Annotated in this window: 22 protein-coding genes and 1 tRNA gene; 9 read left to right on the top strand and 14 right to left on the bottom strand. The window is 71.0% G+C overall.

The annotated features are described in order from the left end of the window. Nucleotides 1–145: 145 nt before the first annotated feature. On the top strand, nucleotides 146–1,546 hold the full coding sequence (gene mptB, locus L3Q67_RS12720) for a putative hexosyltransferase (RefSeq protein ID WP_499189700.1): 1,401 nt from the start codon (nucleotides 146–148) through the stop codon (nucleotides 1,544–1,546). 78 nt (nucleotides 1,547–1,624) lie between these two features. Here the strand turns inward: mptB and L3Q67_RS12715 are convergent, their stop codons facing one another. From L3Q67_RS12715 to L3Q67_RS12695, 5 genes are all read right to left on the bottom strand, one after another. Further along, the gene (locus tag L3Q67_RS12715; protein WP_499189699.1) at nucleotides 1,625–2,023 is read right to left on the bottom strand and encodes a hypothetical protein; all 399 of its coding nucleotides are present in this window, start codon (nucleotides 2,021–2,023) and stop codon (nucleotides 1,625–1,627) included. A 546-nt stretch (nucleotides 2,024–2,569) separates the two neighbouring features. Then, nucleotides 2,570–2,660 (bottom strand) — tRNA-Ser (locus tag L3Q67_RS12710). A gap of 48 nt (nucleotides 2,661–2,708) precedes the next feature. Next, nucleotides 2,709–2,921: a CsbD family protein gene (locus L3Q67_RS12705; RefSeq protein WP_499189698.1), complete on the bottom strand. Its 213-nt coding sequence runs from the start codon at nucleotides 2,919–2,921 to the stop codon at nucleotides 2,709–2,711. A 63-nt stretch (nucleotides 2,922–2,984) separates the two neighbouring features. Continuing rightward, nucleotides 2,985–3,452, bottom strand: coding sequence for a nucleoside deaminase (locus L3Q67_RS12700; RefSeq protein WP_499189697.1), 468 nt, complete (start codon nucleotides 3,450–3,452; stop codon nucleotides 2,985–2,987). Then, nucleotides 3,452–3,934, bottom strand: a complete 483-nt coding sequence (locus L3Q67_RS12695; protein WP_499189696.1) for a tRNA adenosine deaminase-associated protein — start codon at nucleotides 3,932–3,934, stop codon at nucleotides 3,452–3,454. Before L3Q67_RS12695 ends, L3Q67_RS12700 begins: the two co-directional genes overlap by 1 nt. A gap of 78 nt (nucleotides 3,935–4,012) precedes the next feature. Here L3Q67_RS12695 and L3Q67_RS12690 point away from each other — a divergent pair, with 78 nt between their 5' ends. Both L3Q67_RS12690 and L3Q67_RS12685 read left to right on the top strand, forming a co-directional pair. Then, on the top strand, nucleotides 4,013–5,251 hold the full coding sequence (locus tag L3Q67_RS12690) for a M20 metallopeptidase family protein (protein WP_499189695.1): 1,239 nt from the start codon (nucleotides 4,013–4,015) through the stop codon (nucleotides 5,249–5,251). 86 nt (nucleotides 5,252–5,337) lie between these two features. Further along, nucleotides 5,338–6,291, top strand: a complete 954-nt coding sequence (locus L3Q67_RS12685) for a prephenate dehydrogenase (RefSeq protein ID WP_499191513.1) — start codon at nucleotides 5,338–5,340, stop codon at nucleotides 6,289–6,291. Between the two features lie 11 nt (nucleotides 6,292–6,302). On the opposite strand, the gene L3Q67_RS12680 is transcribed toward L3Q67_RS12685, so the two are convergent. The 4 genes from L3Q67_RS12680 to L3Q67_RS12665 are packed head-to-tail and all read right to left on the bottom strand — an operon-like array spanning nucleotide 6,303 to nucleotide 9,848. Beyond that, a complete protein-coding gene (locus L3Q67_RS12680; protein WP_499189694.1) occupies nucleotides 6,303–6,656 on the bottom strand; it encodes an antitoxin in 354 nt (117 codons plus the stop codon). 43 nt (nucleotides 6,657–6,699) lie between these two features. After that, nucleotides 6,700–8,649 (bottom strand): FUSC family protein, encoded by a 1,950-nt coding sequence (locus L3Q67_RS12675; RefSeq protein WP_499189693.1) that lies wholly within the window; start codon nucleotides 8,647–8,649, stop codon nucleotides 6,700–6,702. 12 nt (nucleotides 8,650–8,661) lie between these two features. Beyond that, complete coding sequence (locus L3Q67_RS12670) at nucleotides 8,662–9,363, bottom strand: SGNH/GDSL hydrolase family protein (RefSeq protein WP_499189692.1); 702 nt, start codon at nucleotides 9,361–9,363, stop codon at nucleotides 8,662–8,664. Next, complete coding sequence (locus L3Q67_RS12665; RefSeq protein ID WP_499189691.1) at nucleotides 9,360–9,848, bottom strand: GbsR/MarR family transcriptional regulator; 489 nt, start codon at nucleotides 9,846–9,848, stop codon at nucleotides 9,360–9,362. Before L3Q67_RS12665 ends, L3Q67_RS12670 begins: the two co-directional genes overlap by 4 nt. 94 nt (nucleotides 9,849–9,942) lie before the next feature. Between L3Q67_RS12665 and L3Q67_RS12660 the strand changes: the two genes are divergently transcribed. Together L3Q67_RS12660 and L3Q67_RS12655 are read left to right on the top strand one after the other, a co-directional pair. Beyond that, complete coding sequence (locus tag L3Q67_RS12660; RefSeq protein ID WP_499189690.1) at nucleotides 9,943–10,860, top strand: ABC transporter ATP-binding protein; 918 nt, start codon at nucleotides 9,943–9,945, stop codon at nucleotides 10,858–10,860. Beyond that, on the top strand, nucleotides 10,857–12,458 hold the full coding sequence (locus L3Q67_RS12655; RefSeq protein WP_499189689.1) for an ABC transporter permease: 1,602 nt from the start codon (nucleotides 10,857–10,859) through the stop codon (nucleotides 12,456–12,458). The genes L3Q67_RS12660 and L3Q67_RS12655 overlap by 4 nt, the downstream gene beginning before the upstream one ends. Before the next feature lies 1 nt (nucleotide 12,459). Here the strand turns inward: L3Q67_RS12655 and L3Q67_RS12650 are convergent, their stop codons facing one another. Then, nucleotides 12,460–12,927: a hypothetical protein gene (locus L3Q67_RS12650; RefSeq protein WP_499189688.1), complete on the bottom strand. Its 468-nt coding sequence runs from the start codon at nucleotides 12,925–12,927 to the stop codon at nucleotides 12,460–12,462. Between the two features lie 168 nt (nucleotides 12,928–13,095). Here L3Q67_RS12650 and L3Q67_RS12645 point away from each other — a divergent pair, with 168 nt between their 5' ends. From L3Q67_RS12645 to L3Q67_RS12630, 4 genes are all read left to right on the top strand, one after another. Beyond that, nucleotides 13,096–15,324 (top strand): xanthine dehydrogenase family protein molybdopterin-binding subunit, encoded by a 2,229-nt coding sequence (locus tag L3Q67_RS12645; protein ID WP_499189687.1) that lies wholly within the window; start codon nucleotides 13,096–13,098, stop codon nucleotides 15,322–15,324. A gap of 11 nt (nucleotides 15,325–15,335) precedes the next feature. Next, on the top strand, nucleotides 15,336–15,788 hold the full coding sequence (locus tag L3Q67_RS12640; RefSeq protein ID WP_499189686.1) for a (2Fe-2S)-binding protein: 453 nt from the start codon (nucleotides 15,336–15,338) through the stop codon (nucleotides 15,786–15,788). Nucleotides 15,789–15,801: 13 nt separating this feature from the next. Then, nucleotides 15,802–16,464, top strand: a complete 663-nt coding sequence (locus L3Q67_RS12635) for a TetR/AcrR family transcriptional regulator (protein WP_499189685.1) — start codon at nucleotides 15,802–15,804, stop codon at nucleotides 16,462–16,464. Between the two features lie 76 nt (nucleotides 16,465–16,540). After that, entirely contained in the window at nucleotides 16,541–17,035 is a 495-nt protein-coding gene (locus L3Q67_RS12630) for a GreA/GreB family elongation factor (RefSeq protein WP_499189684.1), read from the top strand. A 52-nt stretch (nucleotides 17,036–17,087) separates the two neighbouring features. On the opposite strand, the gene L3Q67_RS12625 is transcribed toward L3Q67_RS12630, so the two are convergent. From L3Q67_RS12625 to L3Q67_RS12610, 4 genes are all read right to left on the bottom strand, one after another. After that, the gene (locus tag L3Q67_RS12625; protein WP_499189683.1) at nucleotides 17,088–19,469 is read right to left on the bottom strand and encodes a Tex family protein; all 2,382 of its coding nucleotides are present in this window, start codon (nucleotides 19,467–19,469) and stop codon (nucleotides 17,088–17,090) included. Between the two features lie 218 nt (nucleotides 19,470–19,687). After that, nucleotides 19,688–20,293, bottom strand: a complete 606-nt coding sequence (locus tag L3Q67_RS12620; protein WP_209663127.1) for a response regulator transcription factor — start codon at nucleotides 20,291–20,293, stop codon at nucleotides 19,688–19,690. Further along, nucleotides 20,290–21,426 (bottom strand): sensor histidine kinase, encoded by a 1,137-nt coding sequence (locus L3Q67_RS12615; protein WP_499189682.1) that lies wholly within the window; start codon nucleotides 21,424–21,426, stop codon nucleotides 20,290–20,292. The genes L3Q67_RS12620 and L3Q67_RS12615 overlap by 4 nt, the downstream gene beginning before the upstream one ends. After that, the gene (locus L3Q67_RS12610) at nucleotides 21,423–22,181 is read right to left on the bottom strand and encodes a hypothetical protein (RefSeq protein WP_499189681.1); all 759 of its coding nucleotides are present in this window, start codon (nucleotides 22,179–22,181) and stop codon (nucleotides 21,423–21,425) included. The genes L3Q67_RS12615 and L3Q67_RS12610 overlap by 4 nt, the downstream gene beginning before the upstream one ends. Between the last annotated feature and the right edge of the window lie 24 nt (nucleotides 22,182–22,205).

Here is a 22,205-nt window from a genome sequence, read left to right as displayed (position 1 = left end):
CGAACGAGGGCTCACCCACTCACCCATTAGGGGGTTAGGGGATCACCAACTGGGGGTTGCTCGCTACTGGGACCTTCCCCACAGCTCTCCTGGGCGATCCGCCATTCGGGGGGCGGCGCGCGGCTGCCGTGACTAGCATTGCGCGATGCTCCGGGCTGATCAACTGCGCTGGGTCGGCCTCGCCGGCGTCCTCCTCCTGGTGGTGACCACCCTGGTGAAGGGCGGGGCGCCGGTGCTCGCGGCGGGGATCGCCGGGATGGGCCTGCTGGTGCTGGCCTGGACCCTGCTCGGCCGCGTGCTGGTGGAGCTGCCGGATTCGCGCTGGCTGCGGTGGACCCTGGTGCTGTGGGGCGCGCCGCTGATGATCGCTCCGCCGCTGTTCAGCGGGGATGTGCACAGTTATCTGGCGCAGGGGGAGATCGCCGCGCACGGGCTGGACCCGTACACCTTCGGCCCGGCGGAGGCGCTGGGTACGGCGTCCGCGATGACCGAGCGCGTGAGCGGCTACTGGCGTGACACGCCTTCGCCGTACGGGCCGCTGTTCAGCCTGCTCCAGCGGTGGATCGCCGGGGTGGTGGGCGAGAACCCGTATGCCGGGGTGATCGCGCACCGGCTCATCGAACTGGCGGGCTTGGCGCTGATCGTCTGGGCCGTCCCGCGCCTGGCGAAGGCGGCGGGTGTCTCCGAACGGGTGGCCCTGTGGCTCGGCGTGCTGAACCCGCTGGTCCTGTGGCACTTCGTCGCGGGCGTGCACAACGACTCGCTCATGCTGGGCCTGATGCTCGCCGGTACCGCGTTCGGGCTGGAGAGCCTGCGGTCGTCGCGGATCGACTGGTCGCAGATGTCGATCGGCCTGCTGCTGATAGCCGCCGGGGCGCTGGTGAAGCTGCCCGCCATCGTCGCACTGGCCGTCCTCGGCACGGCGATCGCGCGTCGTCAGGGCGCCACCTGGGGCCGACTGGCCCTGGTGGGCGCCGCGATGGTGGCCGGCATGGCCCTGGTCTCGGCCGCGGTGTCCATCGGCACGGGTTTCGGCTTCGGCTGGCTCCGGACCTTGGGCACCTCCGGCAGCGTGAACAGCTGGATGGCCCCCACGAACTGGTTCGGCTTCCTGACCGGTGGCGTGGGCTCCCTCTTCGGCGCGCACATCACGCAAACCATGATCGGCGTCGGCAAGATCCTCGGCTACGTCGTGATCGCTTGCGGCATCGGTTTCGTGTTGCACCGCCAGTTGAAAGGCCGCATGAACGCGGTCTCGGCCCTGGGCGCCATGCTGTTGGCGGTCGTCGCCTTCGGGCCGGTGGTGCAACCCTGGTACATCCTGTGGGCCGCGATCCCCTTGGCCGCCTGCTTGCCGACGGGCCGCTTGCGCGGTGTGCTGGTTGGCTCCCTGGCCGTCTTCGCCGTGGTGCTGCCGCCGCTCTCGGGCAGCCCGGGCGTCCTGATCACCGGGTACCTGGGCAGCGTCATCATCGTCGCCGCGTCCTACCTGGCCTTGGACCGCCTGGCGCGCCGCACTACCCCGGAACCGGTGAAGAGCGCCTGACACAACGGTCGGCAGTTGCTCACACGCACAGGCGCGCTGCGGAAACGTCCGCAGCGCGCCTGGCGTGAGCTTTAGTTCCTAGCTACCGGCCGAGGCCAGCTGATGATGGCGGTGGCGCAACAGGTAGACGAAGCCCATGAGCCCGACCGCGGTCTGCAAGCCGGCCTCACCGAGCAGCAGCGCGGCGGTCACCAGCACTGCTGTCGACGTGAGCAGGACCGCGAAAACCCGCAGGGCGGTGTTGCGCCGCCCGTAGAACAGTTGATGGGGAATGCTGTGCCAACTGGCGCAATGGCGGCGGGGCTCAGCGGTCAGCGAAAGCGGCGACACCCCTGACGCTCCGGCCGTGAGCAGTTCATCAAGGCCGACGAAGTTCGTTTCGCCGGCGGGCAAGGGCTCACGTCCGTGAATATTCTCAACCCGACCGGGCGGTTGGTCCTCTGGCCATTCACCTTCGGGCGAAGCTATCGTGGTCACGCTTGTTCCTTCCTGTGGGTCTCAACGGCTGGTGAAGGTGCAAGCACCTTTGTGGCCCCCTGTTGCACCAGGGGGCCACATCTCTTTCACCGGTGTGGACAGGGCAGGAAAGGTTCGACCTGACCGCGTCCACGGAACACATCATGGCGAAGGCGGTCCCGTCGGGTCGAGCCCGGCAAGCAACCAAGCGCCCAAAGGCGGCCGATCACTCAATTCCGACCAGGCGAGCCGAATCTTGTCCCTCGAACGGCCGCCATCACCCATTTGGGCAGCGTCTTTCCCGGTTAAGTAAACACCGACAGGTGCTTTATCACCCGGCTTGATGAATCGCCTTGTAGTGGGTGACTCCTTTCAGGGAACCGGGGTTGCCGAGAGATAGATCTTGACGTGCAACCGCACGTGCAGACGCTCGTTCGGGGTGAGCGAGACCGTTCGTCGCGCTATAACGACCGTTAGTCCAGGTTGGCGACACCTACCTCGAGGAAGCCGCAGACGACAAAACGCCCGGTGAGTCTTGGGAGACTCACCGGGCGTTTCGCCTGGCTCTGGCGGTAGCGGTGGGATTTGAACCCACGGACGGGGGTTACCCGTCACACGCTTTCGAGGCGTGCTCCTTCGGCCGCTCGGACACGCTACCGCCGACTAGGTTACTGCATGGCCGTCACCGGGTGACGGCGGGGGCTCGTCAGCGGTCTTCGGGGCGCTTGCCCTTGAGGTCCTGCACCGCACCCTGGGCCTTGTCACGGAGGTCGTGGCCGGTTTCCTTGACTTCGCCCTTGGTCTGGTCCGCCTTGCCCGAGTCCCGCAGGTCCTCGTTGCCGGTGGCGTGACCGAGCTTCTCCTTGGCGGCGCCCATCGCCTGCTGGGCCTTGTCCTTGGCCTTGTCCACGAGGCTCATGAGGGTCCCTCCATTCAGTTGGTCCCCCCTCGGGTACCCACGAACCGGAATGGGAACCGCTGGTCACTCGCGGAGGTGGGCGCGGCGACCACCGAAGAAGTCCGCCAGCAGGGCCGCGCACTCGGCCTCCAGCACCCCGCCGTAGACCTCTGGCCTGTGGTTCAGCCGCGGATCGCGGACCACGTCCCACAGCGAACCGACCGCGCCGGTGCGGGGTTCCCAGGCGCCGAAAACCACCCGCGACACGCGCGAAAGGACCAGTGCGCCGGCGCACATGGTGCAGGGTTCGACGGTGACCGCCAGGGTGCAGCCGTCCAGGCGCCAGCCGTCGCCGTGGGCGCGGGCGGCCGCGCGCAGGGCCAGCACCTCGGCGTGCGCGGTCGGGTCGCCGAGTTCTTCGCGGGCGTTGCGAGCGCTCGCCAGCACCGAGCCGTCCGGGGCGTAGACCACGGCGCCGATCGGCACGTCGCCGGTGGCGAAGGCCCCCCGTGCCACCTCGATGGCGGCCCGGACCTCGGCTTCGAACCGCATCACACTTCGTCGAGCAGCTTCGTGAACTCGTCGCCGAAGCCGCAGCGCTGCGCGATCATCAGGAGCTGGTCGTCGGGGTAGCGGTCCACCTCGCCGACGATCACCTCCAGCTCGGCGCCCGGCAGGCCGAAGTCGGCGAGGATCTCCAGGTCGCCTTCGGGCCAGATGGCGTCGTCGTCCTCCTCCGGCGGGTCCACCCGGAGCAGGTCGAGCACGTCCGCGGCGATGTCGTAGTCGAGCGCCGCGGCGGCGTCGGACAGCAGCAGTGCCGCGCCGCGCGGACTCGGCCGCACGATCACGAAGAACTCGTCATCCACCGCGAGCAGGCCGAAAACGGCCCCGGTGGACCGCAGTTTCGCCAACTCGGTGATCGCGGCGTCCAGCTCCGCCAGTGCCCCGGTGTCCAACTGCGAGCAACGCCAACGACCGTCCTCGCGCACCACGGCCACCGCGAACCCGGTGATCGCCTCCTGCCCCGCCATGCGCACACCGTATACCGCGCGCTCAGCGCGCTGCGCCCGCGAACCACCCCGAGCCGGCACTGGTGCCACTATCGGGACATGAGCCCTTCCGGTCCCACCGATCTGCCGCCCCTGCCGGGTGCCCGTTTCGCCGGGTTGCTCACCGCGGCCAAGGCACTCCAACCGAAAACCGTCGCCCTGCGCCGCGAACTCCACCGGCACCCCGAACAGGGTCTGCACCTGCCGAAAACCCAGGCCGCGATCGAGCGCGCGCTCGACGGGCTCCCGCTGGAGCTCACCCGCGGAAAGTCGACCACCGCGCTCACCGCGGTCCTGCGCGGCTCGCGCCCCGGGCCAGCGGTGCTGCTGCGCGGCGACATGGACGCGCTTCCACTCACCGAGGACACCGGCCTCGAGTACGCCTCCGAGGTCGAGGGCACGATGCACGCCTGCGGCCACGACACGCACGTCGCGATGCTGGCGTCGGCGGCGCGCCTGCTGTCCGACCGGGTCGACGACCTGGCCGGGTCCGTGGTGTTCATGTTCCAGCCCGGCGAAGAGGGCTATCACGGCGCGCGCCACATGATCCACGAAGGCGTGCTCGACGCGGCCGGTGAGCAGGTCAGCGCGGCCTTCGCGCTGCACACCTACGCGAACGCCGAGTCCGGCCGAATCCTCACCCGCCACGGCCCGGTCCTCGCCTCCGCGGACAGCTTCCTCGTCCGCGTGACCGGCAAGGGCGGCCACGGCTCGGCGCCGCACCAGGCGCTCGACCCGATCCACGCCGCCGCCGAGATGGTCGGCGCGCTCCAGACGATGATCACGCGCCGGGTCAGCGTGTTCGACCCGGCCGTGCTCTCGGTGACCCGCATTTCGGCCGGCACCACCACGAACATCATTCCGGAGACCGCCGAGCTCGAAGGCACCATCCGCACGCTGTCCGAGCGGACCCGCGCGCTCGTGCGGGCGGAGTTGCCGAAGGTCTGCGAGAGCATCGGCGCCGCGCACGGGTGCCGGGTGATGGTGGACATCGAGCCCGGCTATCCGGTCACCGCCAACGATCCGGCCAAGGCGGACCTGGTGAACTCGCTGGCCGAGGAGGTGCTGGGCGTGCAGTACGTCCAGCCGATGCTCGAGCCGATCATGGGCGCGGAGGACTTTTCCTACGTCCTGCAACGGGTTCCGGGTGCGTTCGCGTTCATCGGCGCCTGCCCGCCGGGGACCTCTTTGGACGATGTCGCGCCGAACCACTCGAACCGCGTGCGGTACGACGAAGACGCGATGGCGAACGGAGTAGCCCTGTACGCCGCGTTCGCACTAGCTCACCTGCGTAGCTGATCCCACCCGTCGCCCACCACCACCCTCAACGGAGCGCTCCGCGCGCTCTCCTCGAATGAGAAGATGACCCCGTGCGAGACGTCTGCGTGATCGGGCTCGGGTTGATCGGCGGTTCGGTGCTGCGTGCCGCCGCCGCGGCGAAGAGGACGGCGTGGGGTGCCACGACGTCCGAATCGGACGCCGCGGCGGCGAGAGCGCAGGGCTACGACGCGGGAACCGACGTGGCCGCCGCGCTGCGCCGAGCCGCCGAAAACGACGCACTGGTCGTGCTGGCCGTGCCGCTGCCCGTGGTGGACGAAACGCTGCACCTAGTCGCGGAGCACGCGCCGAACGCGCTGCTCACCGACGTGACGAGCGTGAAAAGCCCGGTGCTGCGGGCGGTCCGGCGCTGGGCGCCGGAGGCCCGGTACGTCGGCGGGCACCCGATGGCGGGGACGGCACAGTCCGGTTGGGACGCTGGTGACGCGGAGTTGTTCCGGGATTCGCCGTGGGTGGTCGAAATCGAGGACGACACCGACCTCGGACTCTGGGCCGAGGTCGCCGAGTTCGCGATTTCGCTGGGCGCGCACGTCGTACCGCTCTCGGCGACGGCGCACGACGAGGCCGTCGCGCGGATTTCCCACCTGCCGCACCTGCTCGCCGCGATCCTGGCGACCGTGGGCGCCGAGGGCGGGCCGGTGGCGATGTCGCTGGCAGCGGGCTCGTTCCGGGACGGCACGCGGGTGGCGGGTAGTCGCCCCGAGCTGGTCCGGGCGATGACGGAGGGCAACCGGGAGGCATTGCTCTCGGTGGTCGACGACGCGCTGGGCAGGCTGGGCGCCGCCCGCGGCTCACTGGCCTCGACCGGCGGGCTGGCCAAGACGATCCAGGCCGGTCACCAGGGCGCGCAGGCGTTCGCGGAGCACCGCGCGCAGGATCGCGTCGGCGTCCAGCTGAGCCTCGCGGCGCCGGACGCGCGGGAGGCGTTGCGCGCGCTCGGGGAACGGGGCGGCCGGATCACCGGTATCTCCGGTGACCAGGCCACGGCCGAATCAAGCTGAGAAACCCCTGCTCAGTGCGCGGGCGGGGGCGGAGTCGGCGGGGTCGGCCCACCAGCCGGAGGGGTCGGGCCGCCGGGCGGCGGAGTCGGCCCACCAGGGGTCGGGCCACCAGGAGTCGGGCCACCGGCGGCAGGGCCACCGGAAGGCGGGGTCGGGCCGTCGCCGGGCGCCTGCTCGCCACCGCCCTGGTTCTTGTGGAGCAAGCCCTTCGCCTTGCCGGTGGCGTTGTCGATCTTGTCGGCGTGCTTGCCGAACTTCGACTTCGCCACCCCGCTGGCCTTGTCGAGCCCCTGCTCGATCTTGCCGCTGTTCTTGCCCAGTGCGTTCTTGGCCTTGTTCTTCAACTCGTCGAAGTTAATGCCCATGTACCCATGGAACAGCAGTTCAGCGGAAGCGCAACCCCACTCGTCAGGTCCAGCGATCGATGAGGAACCGCCGGACGAACCGCATGGGTGATCGTTCGGTCAGATCCGGCCCGCGCACGGCGTCGAACACGGCGGTCAGCCCGTCGACCACGCCGGAGAGCTGATCACCGCGGGGCATGGCCATGCTCGCCGGGTCCCGCTGCTCCCGCACCGCCGCCGCCAGCTCGGTCAGCGCCGCGGTGACGTGCTCGACCTCGCGGGGTTCCGGGGGCGGCGCACCGTGCTCGACGGTCACCACCACCTCGGTGATCGCGTCGGTGAGCCGCTCCATTTCGACGATCACCGGCCACCACGCCACGGCCTGCCGCCCCGCCGCCGACGGCTCGACGATGACCTGCTGGAACGTGGTCCGCAGGTCGGCCAGCGCCCGGTACGCCCGGCGACGGGCGCGCGAGCGTTCGGCCCGGTCCTCCGCCGAATCGACCGGTTCCAGCGCCCGGCCGGCGTAGGTGGTCACGGAGTCCAGCGCGTCGGCGAGCTGCCCGCCCACCCGCGGCCGCATGCTGCCCGGCCAGAGCAGGTACCCGAAGAGCAGCACGATCGCGCAGCCCAGCACGGTGTCGACCAGCCGCGCCAGCACCACCGCCCAGTCGCCGTGGCTGGACAGGTCCATCTGCAGGATGATCAGCGGCGTGACGAAGGTGGCCAGCAGCCCGTAGTTGCGGACCTTGCCGATCGCCACCCCGGCGGCGAACACCGCGCTGAACACCACCAGCCACCAGCCCTGCGCGCCCAGCCCGAGCACCGCCGCGCCGATGGTCACGCCGGCCACCGTGCCGAGCCCGCGCAGGACCGCGCGGCCGAACACCGAGCCGAAGTCCGGCTTGAGCACGATGCCGACGGTCAGCGTGATCCAGTACGACCGTTCGAACGGCACCAGCAGGCTGACCACCTCGGCGATCGCCACGCACAGGGTCAACCGCAGGGCCGCGGCCCAGGTCACCGGCCCGGCCAGGGAACTGAGCCAGTCGCGCAAACGCTTGCGCAACGGGACCGGCTCGCGGCGCTTGCGTTCCTTGCCCTTGCCGATCTTGACCAGCCCCGCGCGCAACGCCAGCGCCATCGGCTCGTCGATGTCGAGCTCGGGGACCGGCGGCAGCTCGGCGTCCATCCGGACCGCGGTGGCCAGCCGGACCAGGTAGTCGATCAGCTCGCGCGGCGGCCGCTCCCCCGCGTTGACCATGGCCACCGACGCCTCGACGGCCGGGGTGCTCGCCGAGAGCACGGTGAGCAGCCGCCGGTAGGTCTCGTCCCGGCCGGACAGCCAGGACCGGGCGGTGAGCAGCCGGTCGTAGGCGGTGTTGAGCGCGGAGGTCAGCTGGTGCCGGGCGGCGCGCTGGGTGTCCTCGTCCTCGGCCGACAACATCGCCGCCAGCTCGATGAACACCTGGGTGACCGCGGTCCGTTCAGGCGTGGTCGCTCGGACCGTCCAGCCGAACAACGCGACCGTCAGTCCCCAGGCCGAGCCCACCACGAAGCACAGCAGGGAGATCTCGAGCTGGACGCCGAGCAGGTGCTGCCCGGTGCCGAGCACGCAGAAGACGAACATCTGCAACGCGGCGATCGACGCGTTGCTCCCGGCCGCGCTGATCAATGCGGACAACGCCGCGACCACGATCACCACCGGGATCGACGCGGCCGGGTTCCCGCCGCTGAACAGCCCGGCGGCGTATCCGGCGAAGGCGGCGACGGCCGCACCGGTGATCCGGCGCGCGCGGTAGCGGTACGGCCCGGCGGCTTCGGAGAGCACGGTCGGCAGCGCGCCGGTCGAGACCACCGCGCCGAGCGTGATGTCGCCGAGCGCGAACCCGATCGCCAGCGGCACGGCCAGCGCGATCGGAGCGCGGATCGCGCGCGTCCACGGCAACGGGTCCGGCTTGCTGCGCAGGAGGTGCACGAGCCAGTTCGGGGCGGACAGATCGCGCGAGCTCACGCCCTCACTGTCTCATCCCGACACGACGTGATCAGCCCAGATGCGGTAGCCCTCGGGTCCGGGGTGGAATCCGTCGGAGGCGAACGCGCTCGCGGTCATCCGGTCCACCGGCATCACCACGTGCCGCACGCCGGGCAGCGCGGCCAGCGAGGCGGCGGCCGCGTCCAGCGCGAGCGAGCGCAGGCCGAGCACGTCGCGCAGCGGCCGCGGCAGCGCCGGGAACCGCCCGAGGTGCGGGACGCCGGTGAGCACCACCGGCACCGGGCCGAGCGCCCGCCGTACCGCGCAGACCAGCCGCAACAGGTCGCGCCGGTAGCGGGCGGGCGAGTGCAACTCGATCGTGTCGTTCACGCCGAGCGCGATCACCACCAGATCGGCCGGTTCGGCGACCGCGCCGGGCAGCAGTTCGTCGTGGACCACGCGGGCGTTCGCCCCGGTCCGCCCGGCCACGCGCCACGCCACCCCGCGTCCGGTCTTGGCGGCCAGCGCGACCGCCAGCCGCCCGGTGAGCGCCTCGTCGTGGTCCCCGGCGCCCACCGCGTCCACAGTGGACTCTCCGAGCACGAGCAACCGCAACGGGTCCGGGCCGGGCACCAGGCCGCTCAGCGGACCGGCCGCGCCCGGCAGGCGTGGCGTGTCCCGGCGCACGCGCAGGCCCTGGCGGATCAGCACCGGTGCGAGCAGCAGGGTGGCGAGGTCGGCGCGCCGCCTCACTGGTCCTTCTCCCGCCGCCAGCGGTCGATCAGCACGGGGATCTCCTTGCTGATGAACTCGAAGAACTCCTTGGTTTCGGCGATCCGCCTGCCCGCGGGCGTGTCCTGGCCGACCGCGTCCACCCCGCGGGCCAGCACCTCGGACAACTGCTGGTAGATCGTGTCCTTGCGGCCGAAGCCCTCGTACCACTGGTCGTCGCCGATCAGGTAATGGTCACGCCGCTCCCCCGGCTCGCGCGCGCGGGTGACCAGGCCGATGTGCGTCAGGTAGCGCACCGCGCCGGACACGGCGGCGGGGCTGATCTGCAGCACGTCAGCCAGCTCACCCGCGGTGAGGCTGCCCTTCTGGGTGGCCAGCAGCGCGGTGAACACCCGCGACGGCATGCGCTGCAGGCCGGCGTCGGTCAGCATGATGGCGAAGTCCTCGATGAACTGCCTGGTCTCGGCGTCGCCTGGTGGGCACTGGTCGGCTGGGGTGGTGGCCATGGCTCCATCCTTCCCGACCCGGTGAACAGCCATCACGGGGTCCATACGTTTTCTTAACTTCACAACTTTGTGAAATAAGTGTAACTTCGGCCGCATGGACACCGCCATCTCCATCTCCGGCCTGGTCAAGACCTTCGGCCGGACGAAGGCCCTCGACGGCCTCGACCTGTCCGTCGCCTCGGGGGAGGTGCACGGATTCCTGGGCCCGAACGGCGCCGGGAAGTCGACCACGGTCCGCGTCCTGCTGGGGTTGCTGCGTGCCGACGCCGGGTCCGTCCGCCTGCTCGGCGGCGACCCGTGGCGCGACGCGGCCACCCTGCACCGACGGCTCGCCTACGTCCCCGGCGACGTCAACCTGTGGCCCAACCTCTCCGGCGGCGAGGTGATCGACCTGCTCGGGCGCCTGCGTGGCGGGCTCGACCAGCGCCGCCGCGCCGAGCTGATCGAGCGGTTCGACCTCGATCCGAAGAAGAAGGGGCGCACCTACTCCAAGGGCAACCGGCAGAAGGTCGCCATCGTCGCCGCGCTCTCGTCCAAAGTGGACCTACTGCTCCTGGACGAGCCGACCTCCGGGCTGGACCCGCTGATGGAGGCCACCTTCCAGTACGCGATCCAGGAGGAGCGCGAGCAGGGTCGCACGGTGCTGCTCTCCAGCCACATCCTGGCCGAGGTCGAGGCGCTCTGCGACCGGGTCAGCATCATCCGCAACGGGCAGAACGTGGAGACCGGCACGCTGGCCGAACTGCGCCACCTGACCCGGACCTCGATCACCGCGGAACTGGCCGGCCACCCGAACGGGCTGTCGAACCTGCCGAACGTGCACGACCTGCACGTCGAGGGCAATCGCGTCCGGTTCGACGTCGAGACGCATTCGCTCGACGAAGCGCTGCGGCAGCTGACGGACGTCGGCGTGCGCAGCCTCATCAGCCAGCCGCCGACGCTGGAAGAGCTGTTCCTGCGCCACTACACCGCCGAAGCCACCGCGTCGAAGCACGAGGCGAGGGCCCGATGACCACGAACCCGTTGCTCGGCACGCGTCACCTGGTGCGGCTCGCCCTGCGCCGCGACCGGATCGTCCTGCCGGTCTGGATCCTGCTGCTCGGCGTGATCCCGGCGGCCGTCGCCGGATCCTACGCCGAGCTGTACAAAACCGAGGCCGAGCGGCAGTCGCTGACCACCGGCATGGCGGCGAACCCGTCGCTGAACCTGATCTACGGCCCGCCGTTCGACCTCTCCGACGCCGGCGGGTTCACCGTCTGGCGCTACGGCACGCTGATCCCGTTCTTCCTGGCCATGGCCTGCATCTTCACCGTCACCCGGCACACCAGGCAGGAGGAGGACACCGGCCGCCAGGAGCTGCTGTCCTCCGGCGTGCTCGGCCGGTTCGCCGCGCTGACCGCGGGCGTGGTGACGGGCGCGCTGACCGCGGCGGGCACCGGCCTGCTCACCGTCGTCGCGCTGGCCGGCGCGGGGGTGCCGGTCAGCGGTGCGGTGGCGTTCGGCGCGGCGATCGCGCTGGTCGGGCTCGTGTTCACCGCCGTGGGCGCGATCACCGCCCAGCTCGCCGAATACGCGCGCACGGCCAACGGACTGGCCATGGCGGTGCTCGGCATCGCCTTCCTGCTCCGCGCCGTCGGGGATGCGGCGAAGGACGTGGGCTGGCTGTCGTGGCTGTCGCCGATCGGCTGGTCCACGCAGGTCCGGCCGTTCGCGGGGGAACGGTGGTGGGTGCTCGGGCTGCTGTTCGGCACGGCGATCGCATTGGGGGCGGTCGCCTACGCGCTGAGCACGCGGCGGGACGTGGGCCTCGGCCTGCTGCCCGCACGGCCCGGCCCCGCCACCGCCGCCCCCGGCCTGCGCAGTCCGCTCGCACTGGCCTGGCGGCTACACCGCGGCTCGTTCCTCGGCTGGACGATCGCGTTCGCGGTGATGGGCGCGTTGTTCGGCTCACTCGCCGCGGGCATCGGTGACGTGGTCGGCGAAAGCCAGGCCACCAAGGAAATGCTCGCGCGGATGGGTGGCGCCGACCAGATCGTGGACGCCTTCCTCGGCACGCTCGGCCAGATCTTCGCGATCATCGCCTCGATGTACGGGGTGCAGGCGGCGCTGCGGATGCGGGCGGAGGAGGGCGCGGTCCGGGTGGAGCCGCTGCTGGCCACCAGCGTCGGACGGCTGCGCTGGACCGCGGGTCACCTGCTGTTCGCGCTGCTCGGGTCCGCGGTGATGATGGCGGTGGCCGCCGTGCTGGCGGGACTGCTGCACGGATTGCGCGTCAGCGACGTGGCGAACCAGGTGCCGTCGGTGCTCGGGGCGACCATGGCGCAGCTGCCCGCGGTGTGGGTGGTGCTCGGCGCGGCCGTGCTGCTGTTCGGCTTCCTGCCGAAGTACGCCACGCTGGCCTGGGCGGTGGCGGGTGTGTGCGTGATGCTGAGCCTCTTCGGGCCGGTGCTGCAGCTGAGCCAGGTGGTGCAGGACATCTCACCGTTCACGCACGTGCCGAAGCTGCCGGGCGCGGAGTTCACCGCGACACCGCTGCTGTGGCTGGCGGGGATTTCCGTGGTCGCGCTCGGCGTGGGGCTGGCGGGCTTCCGCCGTCGCGACATCGGCTGACCTACCCGGCGCGGACGGCCCCGCTCGCCTCGACCACGAGTCGCTGCTGCGGGCCGCCCGCGCCGCAGCCGGGACCGTTCGGGTAGGTCTGTTCCGGGGTGAACGGCAGGGTCGCCGTGACGACCTCCGCGCCGGTGAGCCGGAGGGTCGCCTGGACCTCGGTCAGCGGCAGGTCGTGCACGTCCCCGAAGGCGTGCTTGCCGCCGGTCTGCCGCATCCGCGCCGAGCACACCTCGCCTTCGCAGGTGGTCTCCGCGGCCGCGGTCGACGGGTACAGCTCCAGGTCGACGGTCCGGCAGCGGCCGTCCCAGCAGAGTTCGAGCGTGCCGGAGCCGACCTTCGGCGCGACGGCCGGATCGACGTCCACGCTCACGCCGGTGCGGCTGCCGATCGCGGTGCAGGCCATTCCCCCACCGGAGCAAGCGGACAGCAGGGCGAACAGGAGCACCAGTGGGGCGAGGACGCGCATACCGCCAAGACGCGACCCGGCCCCGGCCGGTTGCTTCTCCTTCTCAGGACGGCAATCGGACGCCGAGCAACACCCGAACGGGGTAGAGACCGTACGGGCGGTCAGCCGCTACGGTGACCGCGGTAACAGCTCGATGACGTGCTGTGAGCCCCCGCAGGAGGAGTCCTGATGGCTACCCCCACCACGAACGAAGGCGGTCAGGAGACGGGCTCGGGCTTCGGCCGCCGCGGTTTCCTGGCCTTTCTGGTCGCCGCCCCCACCCTGACCATCGCCGCCGATCTGGCCGTCGACCAGCAGGCCGAAGCGCAGATCCCCAGCCTCCCCGGCCCGGCCGACATCGTCGACCTCGGCGACGTGCTGATCCTGGCAGGCACGCCCACCGCGCACATGCTGGTGCTGGAAGTCGGCGAGGACGACCGGATCCGGCTGCACCTGCCGCGCGCGGAGGTCGGCCAGGGCATCACCACCGCGGCCGCGATGCTGGTCGCCGAGGAACTCGGGGTGACACTGTCCCAAGTGGACGTTTCACTGTCGGACGCCCGCTCGGAGCTGTTGTTCAACCAGTTGACCGGTGGTTCGAACAGCATCCGCTCGATCTACGGCCCGGTGCGCGCGACCGCCGCGGCCGCCCGCGCCCGGCTGGTCACCGCGGCGGCCGCGAAGTTCGGCGGGAACGCGGCGAAGTACGACGTGCGCGGCGGTTCGGTGATCGCGCCGGACGGCCGGACAGCCACCTTCGGCTCGCTCACCACGGCAGCGGCGAAGGTGCGGCAGTCCGCGGTGGCCACCGAGCCGAAGGCCGAGTCGGAGCACCAGCTCGTCGGCCGGCCCACCTCACGCATCGACGCGCTCGCCATGGTCACCGGCAAGCGGCAGTACACCCTGGACCTCGACGTGCCGGGCGCGCTGCCGACCGTGCTGAAGCGGCCGCCGACGATCCGCGGCACGGTCAAGTCCTTCGACGACTCGGTCGCGCGCGCCATGCCCGGGGTGGTGGACGTCGTCGCCATCGACAGCGGCGTCGCGGTCATCGCGGAAACCTTCGGCCAGGCGATCGACGCCAAGGACCAGCTGAAGGTCACGTGGAACAAGGGCACCATCGACGAGCTGTCCGACGCCGACATCAAGAAGAAGCTGCGCGCGGCCGCGCTGCCGTTCGTCGTGCCGCCGCTGCTCACCCAGCACGTGGACGCCGAGTTCGACTTCGCCTTCGTCAGCCACGCGCCGCTCGAGACGAACTCCGCGATCGCCGACGTCCGCGCCGACCGCGCCGAGATCTGGTCCTCGCTGAAGTCGCCGATCGTGGCCAAGCAGACCATCGCCCAGGAGATCGGGCTGCCGGAGAACAGGGTGACCGTGCACGTCATGCCGGGCGGCGGGTCGTTCGGCAGGCGGCTGTTCTTCGACGGCGCGCTGGAAGCGGCGAAGGTGTCGAAGAAGGCGGGCCGCCCGGTCAAGCTGATGTGGACCCGGATCGACGACATGCGTCACGGCCGGGCCCGCGCCGCCACCCATCACAAGGTGCGCGCCACCTTCGCGCTGGGCAACGTGCTCACCTACGAACACCGGGTGGCCGGCGTCGAGACCGACTTCCGGCACGGCCTCGGCGAGATCCTCACCGCGACCGCGGCCAGCCTGCCGGTGGCGGGCAACCTCAGCTTCGCCCAGACGGTCTTCCTGACCACGGTCAAGGTGCCCTACAACTTCGGCGTGGTCACCGAGCTGCTCAACGAGGTGCCGCTGCCGATGAACACCGCGAGCTGGCGGTCGGTGTACTCGGCCACCACGCGCGGCGCCGAGGAGATCGTGGTCGACGAGATCGCGAAGAAGCTCGGCAAGGACCCGTACCGGTTCCGGCGGTCGGTCCTGAAGGACGACAAGCAGCGCGCGGTGCTGGACAAGGTCGCCGAAGCCGGGGAGTGGGGCAAGAAGCTGCCCGCCGGGTTCGCGCAGGGCATCGCCTTCCACGAGGAGTACAAGTCGCGCACGGCCTGCCTGGTCGAGATCGACGCGCGCGACCCGAAGAAGCCGCGGGTCACCAAGGCCACCATCGCCGTCGACGTCGGCAGGCCGATCAACCCGCGCGGGCTGGAGGCGCAGATGCTCGGCGGGCTGACCGACGCCATCGCCACCGTGCTCAGCGCCGGCCTGCACGTGGACAAGGGCCTGCCGCTGGAGGGCAGCTACTCGCAGTTCCACTACGCGCGGCAGAAGGACACGCCGCGGGACGTGCGGGTCTTCGTGTTGCCGGCGAACGGGGAGCCGGGCGGCGCCGGGGAACTCGGGCTGCCCGCCGCGGTCGGCGCGGTGGCGAACGCCTACGCCAGGGCGACCGGCACCCGGCCGCGCAGCTTCCCGATCAACTTCGACGTCGACTTCGACCCGTTCCCCCGCTGAGGAGTGCACCCGTGCCCACCTACACCTTTTCCGTGAACGGGAAGACCGTCACCGTCGACGCGCCCGCCGATCTGCCGCTGCTCTGGGCGCTGCGGGACAAGCTCGGCGTCAAGGGGCCGAAGTACGGCTGCGGCATCGACGTCTGCAAGGCGTGCACCAGCCACCTCGACGGCGAGGCGATCAACCCGTGCGTGGTGCCGGTCGCCGAAGCGGCCGGTCGCGAGGTCACCACCATCGAAGGGCTGGCCGACGGGGACAAGCTGCACCCGGTGCAGGAGGCGTGGCTGGAACTGGACGTGGCGCAGTGCGGGTACTGCCAGCCCGGCCAGATCATGGCCACCGTCGCGCTGCTGAAGAAGAACCCGAACCCCACCGACGCCGAGATCGACGCCATCGAGAACGTCTGCCGCTGCGGCACCTACTTCCGGATCAGGGAGGCCATCAAGCGGGCCGCGGCGAAGTGAGCACAATGAGCGGATGACTTCCCCAGGATGGCCGATCGCAGGCAAGTCACCGGCCATCCTGGCCGCCTTCACCCGCAGCGTCGCCGAACACGGCTACGACGGCACGAACTTCGGCGACATCGCCGGTGAGCTGGGCATTTCCAAGGGCACCATCGTGCACCACTACGGCACGAAGGACCGGTTGCTGGCCGCGCTGCACGAGTCGTACATGCAGCGGCGGCTGGCCGAGGCCCGGCTGATCGTCGACCGCCTGCCGAGCCCGCCGGAGCAACTGGCCGGGCTGCTGTTCGCGTTCATGCTCTACCAGGTGCACGACCGGGCGGCGACGGTCGCCTTCCAGCGCGAGATCGCCCGGCTGGCCGAACACGAGTCGATGGCCGAAGGCGTGCGGCTGCGCAACGAGTACCTCGCGCTGGTGCGGTCCGTGTTGACCGCGGGTCAGCGTTCGGGTGATTTCCGCGAAGGTGATTTCCGTCTCCGGAGCCTGCTGATGTTCGGCTCCGCGCACTGGGCCTGGACCTGGTTCGATCCGGGTGGTCCGGACAGCGCCGAACAGGTGGGCGCCTGCTTCGCGGACCTGGTCCTGGCCGGTTTGCTCGCCCGGCGGGAGGCGCTGGCCGAACTGACCTCTTTGGACGGACCGGTGCTCGCGGCCGTGCGCGACTGCTTGGGTTGATCAGTTTTACGGTGGTGAGCACGGCTCCGGACAGGGAGACTGGTTCCCGACAGACCAGTGAATGACGGAGGCCCGCATGCCCAGTACCGGAAGCGAACAGGGCGGTACACAACTGAGCCCCGCCGCCAGGGAACGCCTGGAGGGGGAACTCGCGCGCCTGCGTGAACAGCGTGCGGTGAACGCGCCCAACTTCCGGGACGAGGACCCGATCGGGGATAGCGCCGACCAGGCTGACCTGATCGAGCGCGCCGAGACCACGGCGTTCATCGACCGGCGCATCCGCGAAGTGACCGACCTGCTGACCCACGGCCAGAGCCAGACCGCGGCGGCGAAGGAAGGGCTGCTGCCCGGCGGCACCGAGGTGACCCTGCGCTTCGCCGACGGCGACGAGGAAACCATGCAGGTGGTCGAGTTCGCCGACGAGGCGACCGCGCCGGACGCGTCCGCGCTGACCAGCGACAGCCCGCTGGGCCGTGCGCTGGTCGGCCACCAGTCCGGCGACACGATCACCTACCGCACCCCGGGTGGCGATCTGAGCGCCGAGATCGTCTCGCTGAAGCTCCCGGCTTGAGGGTCGTGAGTGCGCAGGGCCGTTCCGGCGGCCTTGCGCACTCACGACCGGCTCAGCGGTAGCCGGCGCGCTTGAGGGCGTCGGCCAGTGCGCCACCCCCGCCGCTGTTGCTGTTGCTGTTGTTGCCGCCACGGTCGTTGCCGCCCCGCCGCTGGCCACCGCCCTGTTGCTGGCGGCGCGGCTGCTGCGGCTGGCGGCGCTCGTTCGAACCCCGATCGGGACGGCCGCCCGGCGTGACCTCGTCGTCGAGGCGCAGGGTCAGCGAGATGCGCTTGCGCGGCACATCCACGTCGAGCACCTTCACCCGCACGATGTCACCCGGCTTGACCACCTCACGCGGGTCCTTGACGAAGTTCTTCGAGAGCGCCGAGACGTGCGCGAGCCCGTCCTGGTGCACGCCGACGTCGATGAAGGCACCGAACGCCGCGACGTTGGTGACCACGCCCTCCAGCGTCATGCCGGGCTTGAGGTCGGACAGCTTGTCCACGCCCTCGGCGAAGGTGGCGGTCTTGAACGCCGGGCGCGGGTCGCGGCCGGGCTTGTCCAGCTCGGCCAGGATGTCGGTGACGGTCGGCAGGCCGAACGTGTCGTCGACGAACTCGCGCGGGTCGAGCTTCTTGAGCACCGGCGAGTTGCCGATCAGCGACGGCAGTTCCGTGCCGGTGGCCGACAGGATGCGGCGGACCACCGGGTAAGCCTCGGGGTGCACCGCGGAGGTGTCGAGCGGGTCGTCCCCACCGGGGATCCGGAGGAAGCCGGCGCACTGCTCGAAGGCCTTGGGGCCGAGGCGCGCGACCTCCTTCAGCGCGGTGCGCGAGCGGAACGGGCCGTTCTGGTCGCGGTGGGCGACGATGCTCTCCGCGAGGCTGGAGCCGATGCCCGACACCCGGGTGAGCAGCGGCGCGGACGCGGTGTTGACGTCCACGCCGACGCCGTTCACGCAGTCCTCGACCACCGCGTCCAGCGACCGGGACAGCGAGACCTCGGACAGGTCGTGCTGGTACTGGCCGACCCCGATGGACTTCGGATCGATCTTGACCAGCTCGGCCAGCGGGTCCTGCAGGCGGCGCGCGATGGAGACCGCGCCGCGGATGGACACGTCCAGCGAGGGCAACTCCTGTGACGCGAAGGCCGACGCGGAGTACACCGAGGCGCCCGCCTCGGAGACCATCACCTTGGTCAGCTTGAGCTCGGTGAACTTCTTGATCAGGTCGTCGGCCAGCTTGTCGGTCTCGCGGGAGGCGGTGCCGTTGCCGATCGCGATCAGCTCGACCTTGTGCGCGTGCGCCAGCTTGGCGAGCTTGGCCAGCGCCTCGTCCCAGCGGTTGGCAGGCTGGTGCGGGTAGATGGTGTCGTGGGCGACGACCTTGCCGGTCGCGTCGACCACGGCCACCTTGACGCCGGTGCGGAACCCGGGGTCCAGCCCCATCGTGGCGCGGCTGCCGGCCGGGGCGGCGAGCAGCAGGTCGCGCAGGTTGGCGGCGAACACGGCGACGGCGTCGTCCTCGGCGGACTGGCGCAGCCGCATGCGCAGGTCGATGCCGAGGTGCAGCAGGATCTTGGTGCGCCAGGCCCAGCGGACGCAGCCGAGGAGCCAGGTGTCGGCCGCGCGGCCCTTGTCGGCGACGCCGAAGCGCTGCGCGATGCGCGTCTCGAACTCGCTGGGACCGGTGATGACCTCGCCCTCCGGGGTCTCGTCCGGCTCCATGGTGAGGTCGAGGATCTCTTCCTTTTCCCCGCGGAACATGGCGAGGATCCGGTGCGAGGGGAGCTTGGTGTACGGCTCGGAGAAGTCGAAGTAGTCGGCGAACTTGGCGCCTTCCTCTTCCTTGCCCGACCGGACCTTCGACTTCAGGCGCCCACCGGTCCACATCTTCTCGCGCAGCTCGCCGAGCAGGTCGGCGTCCTCGGCGAAGCGCTCGACGAGGATCGCGCGTGCCCCGTCCAGCGCGGCCTGCACGTCGGCGACGCCCTTCTCGGCGTCCACGAACGCGGCCGCGGCGGCCTGCGGGTCGGTGCCGGGCTCGTTGAGCAGCCCGTCCGCGAGCGGCTCGAGCCCCGCCTCGCGCGCGACCTGCGCCTTCGTGCGGCGCTTGGGCTTGTAGGGGAGGTAGATGTCCTCCAGGCGGGCCTTCGAGTCGGCGGCGAGGATCTGCGTCTCGAGCGCCTCGTCGAGCTTGCCCTGCGACCGGATCGAATCGAGTACCGCGGTGCGCCGGTCCTCCAGCTCGCGGAGGTAGCGGAGCCGGTCCTCGAGGGTGCGGAGCTGGGTGTCGTCCAGCATGCCGGTGACCTCTTTGCGGTACCGCGCGATGAACGGCACCGTCGAGCCGCCGTCGAGCAGCCCCACCGCGGCGGAAACCTGCCGCTCCGCCACGCCGAGCTCCTCGGCGATCTTGCGCTCGATGCTGACCGTGCCGCTGGAAGTAGCCAAAACCCTGTACCGCCTCTACCTAGTGCTGCTGACTGCGCGGAAGCATTCTCCCCATCCCCCGCACTGCCCGGCCACCCTATCCCGCCGGCCCGACGTCCCCCGCTTTTCGACCCCGGGTTGTCCACAACTACACCCCCCTGTGGACAACTCCTGGGGACAACCGCGGGGATCGCTATGCTCGGGTGTCAGTGACAGTGGGGTTGGGTTTCTCGAACTCGCTAGAGCCAGCCCGCGTCCCTGGCGATCCGGATGGCGTCGATCCGGTTGCGCGCCCCGACCTTGCCGATGGCGTTCGACAGGTAGTTCCGCACGGTCGCCGGGGACAGCGACAGGCGGCGGGCGATCTCACCGGTGGCGATGCCGCTGTCGGCGGCGCGCAGGACGTCGGTCTCCCGGGGGGTCAGCGGGCTCAGGCCGGTTTCCAGTGCCATGGCCAGCAGTTCCGGGTCGATCACCCGCTCCCCCGCGGCCACCCGGCGGACGCCGTCGGCGAGGGTTTCGGCGGGGGCGTTCTTCACGATGAAACCGCGCACGTGCGCGGAAAGCGCGCGCAGCAGGTGACCCGGCTGGTTCATCCCGGTCAGCACCAGGGTCCGGCAGTCCGGCAACTGCTCGTGCAGTGCCTCCGCCGCGCTGAGCCCGTCCAGGCCCGGCAGGCCGATGTCCAGCACCGCCACGTCCGGGCGCGTCCGCAGCGCGGCGGGCAGGATCTGGTCCCCGCGATCCAGCTCCGCCACCACCTCCACCCCGTCCTCCATGGACAGCAGTGCGGTCAGCGCCCCCCGGATCATGTGCATGTCCTCGGCGATCAGAACCCGGATCACGTTGCCTCCTGCGGAATTTCTACTGACAACCGGAACCGGCCGTCGCCGGTGTGCTCGACCACCGCCGAGCCGGACAGCGCGACCACCCGGTCGGACAGCCCGGCCAGGCCGCTGCCCTCCCCGATCTCGCCGCCGGCCCCGTCGTTGACGATCTCCAGCGCGTACTTCCCGTCCCGCGTCCCGCCGGTTATCTCACAGCAGGCGGCCTGGCTGTGCCGCAGGACGTTCGTCACGCCCTCGCGCAGCGCCCAGGCGAGCGTGGCGTGCACCCGGTCCGGCAGTTCGTGCGGCGCGGGCAGGTCCAGGTCGACCCGCACGCCGATGCCCGCCGCCTCCAGCAACGCCACCGCGCCCTCGGTCTCCTTCGGCAGCGAAGCGACGTGCTCATCGCGCGTCACCTCGCGCACACCCCGCAGCGCTTCCTGCGCGACCACCACCAGGCTCTCGATCTCCGCCTTCGCCTTACCCGGCTCGTGCCGCAGCAGCCGGATCGCCAGGTCCCCCTTGAGCGACACCGCGAACAGGCTCTGCCCCAGCAGGTCGTGCAGGTCGCGGGAGAGCCGCAGCCGCTCCCGCTCGGCCGCCAGCTCACCCAGTTCCATGCGCGCGACCTGCAGTTCCTCGACCAGCCGCACCAGCCGCGCCGCGCCGTAGAGCGCCACCGCGATGATCGACAGCAGTATCCCGGACAGCACCACGAAGACGAACTGCACCACGTCGTCCAGCGAATCGGACTGCCACGCCGACGAGACCGCCGTGACCACCAGCGGCACCGCGGCCACCGGCAGCGCGCACCGCCGCGGCACCACCATCAGCGCCGACGCCGCCAGCAGCACCTGCGCGTCCAGCCACGGGCGGCCGAACCACACCAGCGGCAGGTACGCCAGCACCGCCATCGCACCCAGCGTCCACTGCCAGGCATCGGGCCGCTCCCCGCGTGCCGCGGCCATGCTGTGCCGCAGTTGCAGCCCGGCCAGCAGCAACCCGAGCGCGACCGGGATCAGCGCCGGGTACGGCGTCGGCGGTGTCTGCGGCGTGCCGACCAGGGTGAACACCGGCGGCGCCACCGCGATCGGCAGGTTCACCACCACCAGGAACAACCGGGTGCGCCGGGTGGTCCAGAACGGGTTCACCGATCGCCGCCGCGCGCGCTCAGCCCGCGCGCGACCCGGCGGCGCACCGCGGTGAGCGTGGCACGGGACCGCAGGGCGAGCGCCCGCAGCTCCGCGTCGGCGGCATCCGGGTCACCGGTCAGCGCGGCGGCCCGCCCGCCCTGCTCGATGATGGCCTCCAGCTCGACCCCGACCGTGCGGCGCACGTCCCGGTCGATCCGGATCCGCTCCCGCACGGCCGCCTGCTCGGCCAGTTCGAGCCGCGCCTCGTGCAACTGCCGCGCGGTGGCGATCACCCAGGTCAGCAGGGCCAGCGACAGGGCGAAGAACAGCGCGTCGAGCACCAGCGAGACAGCCCACTCCAGGTGCCCGGAACCCGTGGCCAGCGGCACCAGCGCGGCGGCCACCCCGGCGAAGGTGAAGAAGGACAGCGGCGGCGGGATGACCAGCAGGACCGAGGCCGCCAGCGCGTAGAGCGCGCCGAGCCAGTCGATGCCCGCCACCGGGATCGCGCCGATGATCAGCGCCGCCATCACCCCGAGCGTCCACAGCGACCGCGGTGGCCGCTCCCCGCGCGCGGCGAAGAGCACGTTGCGGATGTGCGGCGGCAGGTAGCAGACGGTGAAGATGAGCGCGGGCAGCACGCGCACGGTGTCGATCGGCAGCGTGGCGACGCGGTAGATGGTCAGCACCGGCGCGACAGCGCCGTAGAGCACGACGCCGACCGTCGCCAGCCGGATCAGCCGGCTCGAACGCTGCTGGTCGTTCAGCTTCATCACCCATGATCGCCCAAGTGGCCG

This window comes from Saccharothrix sp. AJ9571 (genome assembly GCF_021725495.1).
Taxonomy (GTDB): Bacteria; Actinomycetota; Actinomycetes; order Mycobacteriales; family Pseudonocardiaceae; genus Amycolatopsis; species Amycolatopsis magusensis.
The sequence above is the reverse complement of the archived record's forward strand: the minus strand, read 5'-3'. Positions and strand labels throughout refer to the sequence as shown.

Excerpts from the sequence above, each read along its gene's own strand:
- L3Q67_RS12690 (WP_499189695.1), top strand. The coding sequence starts at position 4,013 with ATGAGCCCTTCCGGTCCCACCGATCTGCCGCCCCTGCCGGGTGCCCGT.
- L3Q67_RS12610 (WP_499189681.1), bottom strand. The coding sequence starts at position 22,181 with ATGAAGCTGAACGACCAGCAGCGTTCGAGCCGGCTGATCCGGCTGGCG.
- L3Q67_RS12645 (WP_499189687.1), top strand. The coding sequence starts at position 13,096 with ATGGCTACCCCCACCACGAACGAAGGCGGTCAGGAGACGGGCTCGGGC.
- L3Q67_RS12680 (WP_499189694.1), bottom strand. The coding sequence starts at position 6,656 with ATGGGCATTAACTTCGACGAGTTGAAGAACAAGGCCAAGAACGCACTG.
- L3Q67_RS12705 (WP_499189698.1), bottom strand. The coding sequence starts at position 2,921 with ATGAGCCTCGTGGACAAGGCCAAGGACAAGGCCCAGCAGGCGATGGGC.
- L3Q67_RS12630 (WP_499189684.1), top strand. The coding sequence starts at position 16,541 with ATGCCCAGTACCGGAAGCGAACAGGGCGGTACACAACTGAGCCCCGCC.
- L3Q67_RS12695 (WP_499189696.1), bottom strand. The coding sequence starts at position 3,934 with ATGGCGGGGCAGGAGGCGATCACCGGGTTCGCGGTGGCCGTGGTGCGC.
- L3Q67_RS12635 (WP_499189685.1), top strand. The coding sequence starts at position 15,802 with ATGACTTCCCCAGGATGGCCGATCGCAGGCAAGTCACCGGCCATCCTG.
- L3Q67_RS12650 (WP_499189688.1), bottom strand. The coding sequence starts at position 12,927 with ATGCGCGTCCTCGCCCCACTGGTGCTCCTGTTCGCCCTGCTGTCCGCT.
- L3Q67_RS12660 (WP_499189690.1), top strand. The coding sequence starts at position 9,943 with ATGGACACCGCCATCTCCATCTCCGGCCTGGTCAAGACCTTCGGCCGG.
- L3Q67_RS12665 (WP_499189691.1), bottom strand. The coding sequence starts at position 9,848 with ATGGCCACCACCCCAGCCGACCAGTGCCCACCAGGCGACGCCGAGACC.
- L3Q67_RS12655 (WP_499189689.1), top strand. The coding sequence starts at position 10,857 with ATGACCACGAACCCGTTGCTCGGCACGCGTCACCTGGTGCGGCTCGCC.
- mptB (WP_499189700.1), top strand. The coding sequence starts at position 146 with ATGCTCCGGGCTGATCAACTGCGCTGGGTCGGCCTCGCCGGCGTCCTC.
- L3Q67_RS12700 (WP_499189697.1), bottom strand. The coding sequence starts at position 3,452 with ATGCGGTTCGAAGCCGAGGTCCGGGCCGCCATCGAGGTGGCACGGGGG.